This is a genomic window from Thiocapsa bogorovii (assembly GCF_021228795.1).
GTDB classification, from domain to species: domain Bacteria; phylum Pseudomonadota; class Gammaproteobacteria; order Chromatiales; family Chromatiaceae; genus Thiocapsa; species Thiocapsa bogorovii.
In genome coordinates this window covers 5,582,491-5,595,095 of sequence record NZ_CP089309.1, presented here as the reverse complement: position 1 = coordinate 5,595,095, position 12,605 = coordinate 5,582,491, and the positions used below count along the sequence as shown (strand labels likewise).

Here is a 12,605-nt window from a genome sequence, read left to right as displayed (position 1 = left end):
CCGCGCGCTACTGTCGCTCGGCACGCGCGGCGGCGTAATGGGCGCGCTCCAGGCGCTGTTGCCAGTGGGCGTGCCAGCGCGCGCGTTCGGCTTGGAGGTCGTCGGCGACCTGCAGACTGATCTCCAACGCGGCCGGCTGCAGCGCCTCCAAGACCAACCGGCCGATCAGCGCATCCAGGGGCGCACCGGCGAGCGATTGACACAGCGGCGCCCCGTCGTCGACCGCCTCGCGGCTGCAGGTGTAGCGCAATCCGGATCCGCTGTTGGTGTACTGCGTGGCCATGGCCAGACCGCAGCGACCGCAGATCAGACGACCCGACAACAACGAGGGACCCGCACGGACCACGCCGCCGGCTTGGGCGGTATTGGCCGCGAGCTGGCGCAGATTCCGCTCGTATTGGTCCCAATCGATAGAGGCCGGCAGGTGATCCTTGATCAGCACCTCCCACTGCTGCGGCGGCGCGACCGTGCGCCCCCGGTCGAGGGGCGTCCGGGCTGACGGCGGCGCGGATCAGTGGGGCGACGCCCGTAGACGTAGGCACCGGCGTAGATGGGGTTGCGCAGCAGATTGCTCAGCGTCACGCGGTTGGGGCGACGCCAGTCGAGCTCGCCGGTGCGCGGACCGCTGCGCACGCGATCGGGCAATTGGATGTGATGGTCCACCAGATAACGCAGAACCCCATTGATCGTGCCGCACCGTTGGAACTGCCGAAACACCGTCTCGATCACGCCCCGAACCTGCGCGTCCGGATCCTTGAGCACCTCTCCGGACGGCGCGCGGACGTAGCCGCGCGGCAGCAGCGTGTGCAGCTCTCCGCGGCGCGCCTTCGCGCGCTTGCCCTCGAGCATGCGCTGCTTGAGGATATGCAGCTCCGCTTCCGACATCGTCCCCTTCAGCCCCAACAGCAATCGGTCGTTGTAGGTCTGCGGATCATAGACCCCGTCGGCATCCCCGATCAGGGTCGCAAACAGTCCGCAGACCTCGAGCAATTGATACCAGTCCCGCGAGCTGCGCGCCAAACGCGAGATCTCGATGCCGAGGACGATGCCGACATGATCCAGACCGACTTCGGCCATCAGCCGCTGAAAGCCGGGCCGACCCTCGGCACTGGCACCGGAACGGCCCAGATCCTCATCGATCAGGAGGATCTGCGAGGGCGACCAGCCCAGCTCCACCGCCCGATCCACCAAGGCGTACTGCAGCCGGGTCGACTCCTGGTGGCGCTCCACTTGCTGCAGCGTCGATTGGCGCACATAGACCACGGCCTGGCGCTGCAGATGCGAGGACTGGATCTTGCCGTACGTCGGGTTGATCGGCGCACGGTACACGGGCGAGAGGACGGTGCTCATCGGCGTTCTCCTCTGCCGTCCCGGTCGCGCTCAGCCGATGTTCGACCAAGCGACTCAGCAGGACAATCAGGCGCTCTCGCTGCCGCGGCGGCAGTGTGCTCCAATCGATCGGAGCCTTGCGCGTCATGCCGGTGATCCAGCCATTTCGCAAGTTCCAACAACGCCCTACAATCCAGTATTGGTGACGTTTCGGGGGTTGTCAAAAACGCATCTATGGCGGTTTTCGTGATGGGGTATCGAAGCCGGATTCAGAGAAATCAAGCAGTAGATCGGCAGTGCCCAGACACAGACGCGCAACCCCGATGCCGTCACCAACCATCTGCACTTCTGTATGGTGGCGACCACCATCACCTGGATCTACGCGGCCAGTTTGGAACAGGCCCCCGCGCGGCGATACGCCGCCGCGCGCCGGACCGAATATGCCTTCGCCGATGTGCGCCGAGCGCTCGCCCATGATCTCGCCGACGTGGGTTTCGGGGTCGACTGCGACGATCCCGGCCACGGCACCCGAAATCCCCTCATCGCTGCAGTCATGGGGCTGGTTGCCTGAGGAAAACGACAAACTTCAGTCTCTTATGACAACGCGGGAACAACTCATAAATCATGAAGACTGAAATCGATCCAAAGGATTTCCAAGTGTCGCCTGGAAAAGGCTTCAAACCGTCCCGGAAAACTTGCTGTATATCACTTTCTTGAAGAAGTTCACGGGAACATTGATGCAGCCAAACGAGATACGGTTATCAAGCGGCGTTGGAGTCTCCAGGCGCTCCGCCCGGCGCTCTTTGGGGTTGCTTGTAATGACCGGATGCATGGAGATGGCATTTTCGTAGTCCAGCCAAAGTATTTCCTTACCATGGGAATTGCGGCCCATTGACGTCACGAAACGACCCGCCGGCGTCGTACGCTCCGTTGAGGGAATTCGTGATAGCCGCATGTTACCAATGCCGGGGACGGAGTGATCACCTTGCGCGAGTCCAAGCAGCACGGGCGCTGCTCCGTGTAGCCGTCCGTCCACGCCGAATACATAGACCTTGGCGTTTACTTTATCGACAATCGCGAACGGCTGGTTGAGATTGTCCCTTGAACTGACCACCCAATCTGCCATATCCCGTGTCCGGCGCGATGCGCTCTCTGACTCAAAGTTGGCCTGCCTGGAACCATCTGCCTTCGCCGTTTTTGGTTCCATAACGAACGGGACCTCTGCGTCTTCAGAGTAGTTTGCATTGAGCATCGGGTTGGGCACATGAGCGACATTGTCCGCCTTCGTTGCCAGGCGAGGGCCGCAACCGGCACCCAACAAACCAAGGCACAGGCATAGAGCCATGCGGGTCATATTCGAGTGCAAGCATGCTGGGAGTCGAGGCTGCGCGCAAATCGGGTCAGCTAAATGGTGACGCCTTTGACGGGAGCGGACGATCAACTCGTGATGGCATGTCCGCTGCTCGCGTTGAGATCTGACTGGGATCGATTCATCGGCGAGCCTGACGGTTCGGACATCGGCGGCTTGCTGCACGCGCATGCCAGCACCCGCCGGCCGCTCGGTCCGGACGCCTTTGTCGAAGCGCTGGAGCAACGCCTCCAGCGCGCACTTAAGCGACAACAACCAAGACCGAAGCCGCGGCAGCGGGACGGTCACACCCTGGAGCTCTTCGAGCCGCCGGAACAGCGTTAGGTCACCGGAGAGTAAGCCGGGTCCTCACCGTCGGTTAGGCTGATGTTTGTGTTCTCTGTTTGCCGCCTGGTTTCCCGGCGGTGCCACATGATCTCGGCCATACGACGGTTTGTTCCCGGCTCCTCGCAGAACCGGACTTGGAGTGTTACACCATCCGGCTCCCAGCTTGAGTCTTCCACCAAGGAACGGGGTAGAGGTCGTGAATGATCCGCGCCGTCGGGAGCATGGGCTTGATGACCGCGTAGAAGCGCTTCCAGGTCAACGAGCGACGTTGGCTGCGCCGGTTGAGCCATTTGAACAACAGGCCCGTTGCGGCGTAAAGGTAACCCGATACGCCCCGGCTATTGCCGCTCACACCGTAATACTGGATGTGTCCGCGCAGATGCCGGATCAGGTACGCCACCATCGCCCGCCCGCCTCGCGCCCGCAACCCCCGCAGACGCTCGCTCAGGAGCTTGAGCTTCTTGCCGACCCGCTTGCCGTCGCTCTTACGCCCGACAACAAAGCGCCCCCGCCGGCTCTTCCCGACACAGTGAGTGAAGCCGAGGAAGCTGAAGGTACGCGGTCCGGGCGTCTCCGCCCGCGTCCGACCCAGCTGGTCGCTGCCGAAACGCAGCAGCGCCGTTTTGCTCGGCTCGACCTCCAGGTCGAACTGCGCCAGCCGTGCGGTCATCTCGGTGAGAAAGGCCCGTGCATCGCCTTCGTACTCGAAGCAGGCCACGTAGTCGTCGGCGTAGCGAATCAGGTACGCCCTTCCCGTGCACGTCACCGCAAACCGTTTCTCGAACCAGAGGTCGAGGACGTAGTGCAGGTAGATATTGCTCAGCACGGGCGAGACCAGACCCCCTTGCGGGGCGCCCTCTTCACTGGCCGTGAGCGCGCCGTCCTCCATGATGCCGGCCTTCAGGAACCGCCGCACGATCCGCAACAGATTGGGATCGCCGATGCGGTGCTCCAGGAAGTCCATGAGGTGGGAGTGTGACAGATGATCAAAGAAGCCTTTGATGTCCGCCTCCACCACCCACTGCGTGCGCCCGTTGGTGATGACCTCGGCCACCCGGCGCAGCGCATCGTGCGCGCTGCGACCCGGCCGAAACCCGAACGAGCAGTCCCGAAACTCCGGCTCCCAAATGGCCTGAAGGATGCGGCCGAGGCGATCTTGGACCAGGCGGTCCTCGAAGCTCGGCACCCCCAACGGCCGATAACGGCCGTCCCCTTTCGGGATGTAGGTGCGCCGCACCGGCAACGGCCGGTACCCCAGACGGCGAATCCGTGCCGACAGATCCTCCAGACGCGCGTCCAGACCCACTGCATAGTCGTCCTTCCTAACCCCGTCGACTCCGGGCGCCTTGCGTCCGTCCTGGCGCTCGAAGCTTTCGCGCAACCCCTCCGGGTCAAACAACATGCCCATCAGGGACGTGAACCGCGTGTGCGGTTCCGCGCGCGCCATCAGTGTGAAACGCTCAAGCTTGCTGGTCACGGTCAGAGTCCTCTCGGTGTAGGGCCGTGTTTCACTCTTGCGTTGTCTCAAACCGCCACCCCTTCGCTCCGCCCGCATTACCGGGTATCAACGCTACTATAGGTGGCTCCGACTTCCGCGCATCGCTGCCCGCGTCCTCGCTTTTGACACTTGTTCGCGGGTGCCCGCCTCCGACGGACCGATACACGGATCTCCCTGGTTACCGCGTGCTCTCGATGTCAGGCTCGATACGGCCTCGGACCCGGGGAGTACCCGTGCCACTCGCCATGACGCGACACGGACTGTTGCCTGCCGGAGGGACAAACCCGTCGGCACTCCCGACCAAATGTTTCGGGGCTCAACACCTTCAAGGTCGGCTCCACCCGTTACCTTTGCACCTCGCCTGCTGTCGTGCCTACGCATCGACGCGGCTGTTACCAGCCGCGCCGCAAGGCTCGATACCGGGCTCGTGGCTAGCGATTACCCAGGCGGGAGTTCCACCCGCTAGAACACGCGGCCTTGCCAGGCCGCACTGTCCCCGGAATTTGCCGAACTTTCACCGCCCGCTCTTCGGCGCCAAGGCGATCGGTGCGACCGCCACACCGGCGAATTTCCGACTGGATTTCGACGCGGTCGCCGAAGACCCGCTTCTGAATCAGGCGAGTGAGTCGGTCGGGGGCCGAAGCCCCGAAAACGCTTTCGCATTGGCTCATCGAGGATGCCTCTGCAGGATTAGGATCAGGACTCACTTTGCCGACCCGCGGCCAAGCCGACCGCCGTCACGTGAGCGTCGTTGCATCTCGCTCCACCGAGAGCGTGACCGAAGCGTCCGGAGCCGTCGGTTCGGCAGGGCACAAAAGAAAATGTTTCCTCTATGTACGTTTCCGAACAGACGGCCATCAATCGTGCGCGCATTCTTCGCCTCAAGCGTCGGGAAATCACATTCCGCGCCGGGTTGATGGCTCCATTTATCGACAGGACAGACACATGAACAAACAACAGATCAAGGGTCGGTACGAAGAGGCCAAAGGCAAGGTGAAAGAAGTCACCGGTCATGTCATCGGCAACGAAGAGCTGGAAGTCGAAGGAAAGCTCCAAAAGGATGCAGGCAAGATCCAGGCGGGCGTCGGTGATGTCGAGGCGGAGATCAAGGATGTTGCGGCGGAGATCAAGAAAGACAGCTAAGACGCGCTTTACCGAGGCGTATAAAGGCGTCTAGACAGGCGGTCTCGCTGCTGGAAATCGACCTGTCTGGAGTTTGTCGAAGGTGATCGCTCAACGGCTCTTGGCATTCATCCGACACATCCGACATCGATCCAGGTGAGCGACCATTCCAATCACAACGTCGTCCCATCCTGGAATGGCAGTTCGTTTAACGCGTGTTCGCGAATGGGAGTACGACCATGTCACTCGGTACCATCTTACTCGTCGTTCTGATTCTCATCCTGGTAGGTGTCATTCCGACCTGGCCGCATAGCCGTGGTTGGGGTTATGCGCCGAGCGGCGTGATCGGCCTCATCCTGGTCGTCGTGCTGATCCTGTTCTTGCTTGGCAGAATCTAAGCACGGTGACATGTTGGCCGTGCTTCGCCGCGACTCCCAACGAACCCACTGAGGACTCATCCATGCGAAAGAAGAATGCTCACACCTCCCTGACCGTGTCAGGAATCCTTGTTGTCGCCGCCTGCCTGTCGGCCAGTCTCGGACTGGCTGGCTGTGACAAGGAGGACGGCGCCGAGGAGGCCGGCCGCAAGATGGATCAGACCGCTGAGCGAATGGGGAATCAGCTCGAGGCGACCAAGGAGTCCATGGACGAGAAGGCCGAAACAGCCAAGAACTATCTGCAAGACTCGGCGATCACCGCCAAGATCAAGGCTGAAATCCTTGCGGAGCCGGCACTGAAGGTCTTGCAGATTGAGGTGACCACCACCGACGGCGTGGTGACACTGAACGGGACCGTCGATTCACAGCTCAGTCTCGAGCGGGCGGCGGAGGTGGCACGAAAAAACCAGGGTGTGACATCGGTGGAGAACAACCTGGTTGTCGAATAGGTGCTGGACATTTCCGGACGGCACTCAAGGGTGCCGGCGGTACATCGGAACCGGGCAGGGACGCCCGCACGCTCAGACACAGGCACCGAAACTCAGGTTCGGCTGCCCGGATCAGACCGAAAGCACCTTTAAGAATGCCATGGATGTTATTCATGAAATCAACCGGATGCGCTGAAAAATCGTCGACTTGGCGGCCTAAGAGACGCTTTTGATCGAGAAGGATTCCCTGAAATTGGTAATCCGGCATGCCATCGCGTCCTTGAAGTGCTTCCGATGGATCTCTCTCGTGCCGAACAGCCGAACGGCGTTTCATTTAGGCGGGCACAGGTTCTCCGGACAGCGTCTTTCGCACTATCCGGTTAACCCAACCTCAGAACCTCAGAACCTCAGGAACCTCAGAGATCTAGCGGGGGCTTGATGAACACAGAAGAATTCCAGGGGCTGCTCACCCAGTTGGGACGATTGACATCCTTGCAAAAGCGGCGGGTTGCCAAGGAGCTTGACATCCTGGAAACGTCCTCCGCGGGTCACCGGCCCCGGGAACATTGCGTGACCGAGAGAAAACAGGTCGTCAGGAAGGCGGAATTCCCCGTTGCCGGCCTAGGCACCCGCTTCTTGCCGGCAACCAAGGTGAGTCCCAAGGAAATGCTGCCGGTTGTGGACAAGCCGCTCGTTCAATACGTCGTCGAGGAAGCCGTGGCGGCCGGTATCGATGTGATGGTGTTCATCGTCGGACGGAGTAAGGGCGCTATATTGGACCATTTTGACAAGGCCTATGAATTGGAGTCCGAGTTAACCAGTCGCGGCGCGGGGGATGATCTGGCCACTGTCCGGAACATCGTACCCCCTCATGTTACGTGCGTATACATCCGACAGGCCGAGGCTTTGGGCCTCGGTCATGCCGTGGCCTGCGCCAAGGCGGTCATTGGCGATGAGCCTTTCGCAGTTCTCCTGGCTGACGACATGATCGATGCCGGGCGATCGAGTTGCCTTGCTCAAATGATGACCGTGTTCGAGGACCGGCAATGCACGGTGCTCGGCGTTCAGACAGTACAGCCCTCGGAAACCGGAGATTACGGCATTGTCGCTGCTTCTGTTATCAATGATCGTTTAAGTTTGGTCGATGCGATCGTTGAAAAGCCCAAAGCGGGCCAAGCGCCTTCCAATTTGGCGGTGATCGGGCGTTACATTTTGACGCCAGCCATTTTCGATAAACTGGAGAACATTCCGCGGGGGGCGGGTGACGAGATTCAGTTGACCGATGCGATCGCCATGTTGTTGGAGGATGAGACCGTGCTTGCATACGAGTTCGAAGGTAAACGCTACGACTGCGGCTCAAAGCTCGGCTATCTCTCCGCTACGGTAAAGCAGAGCTTGAAACATCCCGATCTGAAAGGGCCGTTTGCGGAGTTTCTCAAAACGCTTGAGCTAACTTAGGCGTGAGTCCCCCGAAATTTAAAGTCATTTGAGCTGTCGGGGTGGGTTTCCCGCGCCAACCTCCGGTGTTCCTTGTGGCCGGGGACCGGGTCAGCATCGAGGTCGAAGGCATTGGCGGCCTGACCAACTGGGAGGAAATCGCATGAGGCTCCCGCGCGGTCGGTGGTGGCTGGCCCTGTTTTGCTCGCTGGGACTGGTGTTTGCCGGCCCCGCCGGCGCCGCGCGGATCCTGGTGCTGGTGCACGGCTATCTCGGAGACTCTGCTTCCTGGCTGCAAAGCGGAGTTCTGCCGGTGTTGGCGCAGGCTGGTTGGAAACGTGCCGGCAACTGGCAGTCCACACCGTCCGGGGTCCGGCTGGAGCCGGTCGGGCTACCCGCAGGGAGATTCGCGATATACACGGTCGACCTGCCCTCCACCGCACCGCTGATGGAGCAGGCGCGCCTTCTCGGTGGGATGCTGGGCGCGATCGCGCAACGGCACCCGACGGACACGGTCGACCTCATCGGGCATTCGGCCGGCGGCGTCGTGGCCCGGCTCGCACTGGTGAACTACGGCGCGGGCACGGTGACCCGGCTGGTCACCATCGCCGCCCCCCACCTGGGTACCGAGCGCGCCTCCGAGGCGCTGGATGCGACCGACGACAGCGGGCTGCTCGGCGGGATCAAGCGCTGGTTCGTCAAGCGCAAGGTGGGAGACGACCTGTATCGCACCGTCCAGTCTTCGCGCGGGGTCCTCGCGGACCTCGCCCCACCGGCGCCCGGCAACCTGCTGTACTGGCTCAATGGTCGCCAGCACCCTGACATCGTTTACGTCGCCGTGGTCCGTGGGACCGCATACGGGCTGCCGGGCGACCAGGTCGTGCCGGCACCCAGTCAGGATCTCCGCCGGGTGCCCGCTCTGAATGGCCGGGCCAGCATCCGGGTGGTGGCCGGCGGTCACGAGCTCAGCCCGCAGGACGGGCTGCTGCTGTCGGAGCTGGTGTCCAAACCCGCCGACGCCACGGCGACCGGGTCGAGGTGATGCTCGGCACGGCCGCCCGACCAACCCCATAAGGCTCGCCAGCGGCCAACCATTTTGTAGCCCGCCTCCTGAGTGCGGTCAGCGATTTTGATGGTGGCGTGATCAAGTTGCGTGATGGGGGTCGGCGAAGCGCTCCCGCGGTCTCGCGCGGCCGGGGTATGGGCCGGCGGCGCGAGGTGGATCAAGCGCGGTGACGGGACTCAGAACAACAGGGGATCGTCGAAATCCGGTCCGTCGAACAGGTCCGGTTGGTGGTCGCGAGGCCGGTTGTCGTCGCGTTCGGCATCGCGGATTTGGGAGGCGTAGCGGGTCTCGAACTGATCGGTCAGTCGGAAGAGGACCTCCCGGATGGCGAGGACCGCGTCATCGGACAGGGGTGGCCAGAAGAATGGCTGCAGGGTGGTGTCGGGCTGCGGCATGGTGGTGCTCCGAGTCGGTCAACGTGGCAGGGCGGCCCGCCGCGGGGTGGCGGTGGTGGGCGGGGTGAAGACCTCGAGGAAGAGCGCCTCGTCGAGGTGGGGGCGCTCGGTTTGGGCGGCGACGGCGAGCAACTCGGCGGCCAGGGTGGTGAGGATGCGGTAGTTGCCGGCGGCGTGGTCGCAGAGGGTGTGTTGCAGGGGCTCGCTCATGAGGGCGGCGTTGCCGGCGCTGGCGCACAGGTGTTGCAGGCAGGCGAGCAGCTCCTCGCGGCGCGCATGCTCGGTGGCCAGACGGGTGCGGATGCGCGAGCCCAGGGGCAGCAGCTCCTCGCGGCGCAGGTGATCGGTGAGGCGGGTATCCCCGGCGAGGACGACGCACAGCAGCGGTTGGGAGTCGAAGCGGGCGCTGGCGAGCAGGCGCAGCTCGTTGAGCACGGCGGGGCTCATCTCCTGGGCCTCGTCCACGAGCAGCACGGCGCGCCGGCGGGTGGTCTGCAGATGGCCGAGCCAGGTGGCACGCAGCGCCTTGAAACCGCCCCAGCGGTTGTGCGGACGCAGCGGCACGGCGAACAGCTCGCCGAGCTCGCGGTAGAAATCCCCGAGGCTGCTTTGCGGATGATCGATGGCGCCGACGCTCAGATCCGGGAGCCGGGCGAGACGCTCGGCGAGCAGACGCAGCACGACGCTTTTGCCGGTGCCCGGTTCGCCGTGGATCATCGCAAACCCGCCTTCGCGGATCTGCGCCTGTTCGATGCGCCACAGGAAGTGTTCCACGCGCGGGGGGATGTAGAGCGCCTCGATCGGCAGCTCCGAGGAGAAGGGATGCCATTTCAGGCCGTAGAGGGCGAGCAGTCGCGCATTCATCGGGTGTCCTCGGCGGTGTTCAGGGGCAGATAGGCCGGCGGCAAGCCGGTCGCGGCATGGGTCTCGAGGAGCTGGCGCAGCAGCGGCGCCATCCCGCTCGGTGTGCTCGGTTGCGGCACCGGTGCGCCGGGCACCAGCGCACGGCGGGCCTCCCCGGCATTGGCGGCCTTATCCAGCGGACGCAGGGGGCTCAAGATCGCACCGCTGTGCGGATCCACCAGATCGACATGGGCCAGATCCCAGCGCGCGTAACGCAGATGCACCGTCTCCAGGGCGCGGTAGCGTGCGGGGATTTCCAGGCGGATGCCGGCCAGGCTGACGGTGCCGTCGGCCCGGCGTTGGCGTCGTGCGACCTCGATGCGGAAGGCCGCGCGCAAGGCGGCGGCGTCCGGGCAGGGGCGCGCCACGGTCGGGCCCTCCAGATAGCGCGCCAGCGGCGTAGTGGCCAATTCCGAATGGGTGCTGCGGTGATACTCCTGCTCGACCCAGGCCTGGGTGGCGTGGTTGAGGGCCTGCAGCGTGAGCCCGGACTCGCCTTCGAGCATCGCCATCAGGCGGCCTTCCACGCGGCCCCAAAAGGCCTCCTGCTTGGCGTTCTGATAGGGCGAATAGGGCAAGGTGGTCTGATGCAGGACGCCCAGACGGGCCAATCCGGCGGTCGTCTCCTCGGCCAGCATCGCCGCGCCGTTGTCGGTCATCAGGGCGCGCGGCAGGCCGCGCTTCATGAACGCCTGCGACAGCCCGTGCACCAGCACCTCGGCGGTCTCGTTGGTGTACCACTGCAGGTGACAGACCAAGCGCGAGCGATCGTCGATGACCCCGAACAGCAACGGCGTGAGCCAGGTTCCGGCCGCCGTGAGCACCTTGCGCGAGCCGTGATGGAAATCCAGGTGCCAGAGCGCCGAGACGTGCTCGACCTCGAAGCTGCGCACCTCGCGCTGCTCCAGGCGATCGCGCGCGGCCAGCGCGCCGGCGGTGTCGCGCTTGGGGGTGGCGCGGCGCACCATCCCGTGGGCCTTCAAGTAGCGCCGCACGCTCGGATAGGACGGCACCGGGGTGGCGGTGCCGGCGAGGGTCGCGGCCAGGTTGTCGCGATGCAGCTGGGCGGTCCAGCCGGGATGATCGCGGTACTGCGCCTGCAGGGCCTCGCGGGCGGCGGGCAGCACGCTCGGGAAGGCCCCGCGATCGGCGCGCACGCGATTGCGCAGCACCGCCACCGGATCGGGCGCGGCGCGCGCGGCGTAGTACCAGCGCTCGAGGGTCGACACACCGAACCGAACATCCAGGCCGGTGACGGGATGGCGCCAGGTCTTGGCGGCCAAGGCGGCGAGTGCCGCCTGCAACTCGCCGTCCGACGGCGGGGCGGCGAGCAAGGGTCCGATGATCGCAAAGCGCACGCGGGCCCAACGCTCGCGTTGCGGAACCTCCACGGGGGTCGGCATAGGGGTCTCCCGGCCACGGCGCCGGGGGTTCCGACACCTTCGCGACCAGCCTAGCCGGGTGCCCCGGCGCCTTCGAGCTGCATCCTCTGCGTGGCGTCAGCCGCCCTCGTGCAGCCTGCACGAACGACTCGTCAAGGGACTCAAAAAGCGCAGCAACGCCACCAGGGCGTCCGCGGCATCGCCGAGGAAGCGCTCGAGCAGACTCCCCGGCGCCTGCTGCAGATCCACCGGCGGGACAAAGCCCCCCTGCGCGCTGCACCACAGCGGGGTCTGCGCCAACTGCTCCCGCCACCAGGTCTGCCAGCGCCGCAGGGTGCGGATCGGGACCGCCAACGTCGCGGCCAAGGCGTCCGCTTTGGGGTGATGTCCGCTATGGCGCACGCAGGCCACCACGACGATGAGGCCGAGATAGACCCGCCGGCCCAAGAACCGCACCGAGCGCGGCGTCAGGCGTCGCCGACACTGCGCACAGCAAAAGCTGCGACGCGTGGCGAACGCCTCGCGCCATGGCTCCGGACAGCCGCGCGGTTTACGGGGGTAGTCGGCCTGATGCAGCGTGCCGCCGCAGGCGGGACAACCGGCCTCTCGGGCGGCCTCGGCGAGATCCTCGTCGATGTGCAGCAACAAGGCGAAAAACGTGGGGCTTTCAAGGACGGCGTGGCACACTGATGGCGTCTCTTTGTCTTCGCAAACAAGAGACTCTCCCGACGGGTGCTGTTGTTCAAGCACCCCGAGGGAGGCCCACCGCTCGCCCTCATGAAAGATGACGATTTAAGGGGAAATAACCATCAGGGAAGGTGGCCGTGCTCACCTCCCGCAAGACGGATACCTCCTGCCAAGCCGCGTGTAGCGGATTGAGTGGGTGGGATAATCGATTCTGCGGCACATGCC

General features: G+C 64.1%; 15 protein-coding genes. 7 read left to right on the top strand and 8 right to left on the bottom strand.

Annotated elements, in window-relative coordinates; all coding sequences use genetic code 11:
* Positions 1-7 precede the first annotated feature (7 nt).
* Both LT988_RS24875 and LT988_RS24870 read right to left on the bottom strand, forming a co-directional pair.
* Entirely contained in the window at positions 8-442 is a 435-nt protein-coding gene (locus LT988_RS24875) for a zinc ribbon domain-containing protein (RefSeq protein ID WP_232408180.1), read from the bottom strand.
* Positions 436-1,350 carry a recombinase family protein gene (locus LT988_RS24870; protein WP_232408179.1) on the bottom strand — a complete coding sequence of 305 codons (915 nt, stop codon included), beginning with the start codon at positions 1,348-1,350 and terminating at the stop codon, positions 436-438. The genes LT988_RS24875 and LT988_RS24870 overlap by 7 nt, the downstream gene beginning before the upstream one ends.
* Positions 1,351-1,681: 331 nt before the next feature.
* Here LT988_RS24870 and LT988_RS24865 point away from each other — a divergent pair, with 331 nt between their 5' ends.
* Entirely contained in the window at positions 1,682-1,900 is a 219-nt protein-coding gene (locus LT988_RS24865; RefSeq protein ID WP_232408178.1) for a hypothetical protein, read from the top strand.
* Positions 1,901-2,005: 105 nt separating this feature from the next.
* Here the strand turns inward: LT988_RS24865 and LT988_RS24860 are convergent, their stop codons facing one another.
* Positions 2,006-2,674, bottom strand: coding sequence for a L,D-transpeptidase (locus LT988_RS24860; protein ID WP_232408177.1), 669 nt, complete (start codon positions 2,672-2,674; stop codon positions 2,006-2,008).
* A 99-nt stretch (positions 2,675-2,773) separates the two neighbouring features.
* On the opposite strand from LT988_RS24860, the gene LT988_RS24855 reads away from it, so the two are divergent.
* Positions 2,774-3,022 carry a hypothetical protein gene (locus LT988_RS24855; protein WP_232408176.1) on the top strand — a complete coding sequence of 83 codons (249 nt, stop codon included), beginning with the start codon at positions 2,774-2,776 and terminating at the stop codon, positions 3,020-3,022.
* Positions 3,023-3,167: 145 nt separating this feature from the next.
* Here LT988_RS24855 and ltrA read toward each other — a convergent pair whose 3' ends face one another.
* Positions 3,168-4,502 carry a group II intron reverse transcriptase/maturase gene (ltrA, locus tag LT988_RS24850; RefSeq protein ID WP_232408175.1) on the bottom strand — a complete coding sequence of 445 codons (1,335 nt, stop codon included), beginning with the start codon at positions 4,500-4,502 and terminating at the stop codon, positions 3,168-3,170.
* A 966-nt stretch (positions 4,503-5,468) separates the two neighbouring features.
* Between ltrA and LT988_RS24845 the strand changes: the two genes are divergently transcribed.
* From LT988_RS24845 to LT988_RS24825, 5 genes are all read left to right on the top strand, one after another.
* Positions 5,469-5,666, top strand: coding sequence for a CsbD family protein (locus LT988_RS24845; protein ID WP_232408174.1), 198 nt, complete (start codon positions 5,469-5,471; stop codon positions 5,664-5,666).
* A 218-nt stretch (positions 5,667-5,884) separates the two neighbouring features.
* Positions 5,885-6,043, top strand: coding sequence for a DUF3309 family protein (locus LT988_RS24840; RefSeq protein ID WP_232408173.1), 159 nt, complete (start codon positions 5,885-5,887; stop codon positions 6,041-6,043).
* Positions 6,044-6,105: 62 nt separating this feature from the next.
* Positions 6,106-6,531 carry a BON domain-containing protein gene (locus LT988_RS24835; RefSeq protein WP_232408172.1) on the top strand — a complete coding sequence of 142 codons (426 nt, stop codon included), beginning with the start codon at positions 6,106-6,108 and terminating at the stop codon, positions 6,529-6,531.
* A gap of 549 nt (positions 6,532-7,080) precedes the next feature.
* Entirely contained in the window at positions 7,081-7,968 is an 888-nt protein-coding gene (galU, locus tag LT988_RS24830; protein WP_232410651.1) for a UTP--glucose-1-phosphate uridylyltransferase GalU, read from the top strand.
* Positions 7,969-8,110: 142 nt separating this feature from the next.
* Positions 8,111-8,989 carry an alpha/beta fold hydrolase gene (locus LT988_RS24825; RefSeq protein WP_232408171.1) on the top strand — a complete coding sequence of 293 codons (879 nt, stop codon included), beginning with the start codon at positions 8,111-8,113 and terminating at the stop codon, positions 8,987-8,989.
* 200 nt (positions 8,990-9,189) lie between these two features.
* On the opposite strand, the gene LT988_RS24820 is transcribed toward LT988_RS24825, so the two are convergent.
* The 4 genes from LT988_RS24820 to LT988_RS24805 form a co-directional block, all read right to left on the bottom strand.
* Positions 9,190-9,408 carry a hypothetical protein gene (locus tag LT988_RS24820; RefSeq protein ID WP_232407222.1) on the bottom strand — a complete coding sequence of 73 codons (219 nt, stop codon included), beginning with the start codon at positions 9,406-9,408 and terminating at the stop codon, positions 9,190-9,192.
* Between the two features lie 18 nt (positions 9,409-9,426).
* Positions 9,427-10,272 carry an ExeA family protein gene (locus LT988_RS24815; protein ID WP_232407221.1) on the bottom strand — a complete coding sequence of 282 codons (846 nt, stop codon included), beginning with the start codon at positions 10,270-10,272 and terminating at the stop codon, positions 9,427-9,429.
* A complete protein-coding gene (locus LT988_RS24810; protein ID WP_232407220.1) occupies positions 10,269-11,714 on the bottom strand; it encodes a DDE-type integrase/transposase/recombinase in 1,446 nt (481 codons plus the stop codon). Before LT988_RS24810 ends, LT988_RS24815 begins: the two co-directional genes overlap by 4 nt.
* Before the next feature lie 96 nt (positions 11,715-11,810).
* Positions 11,811-12,380 carry a hypothetical protein gene (locus LT988_RS24805; RefSeq protein ID WP_232408170.1) on the bottom strand — a complete coding sequence of 190 codons (570 nt, stop codon included), beginning with the start codon at positions 12,378-12,380 and terminating at the stop codon, positions 11,811-11,813.
* Positions 12,381-12,605 lie beyond the last annotated feature (225 nt).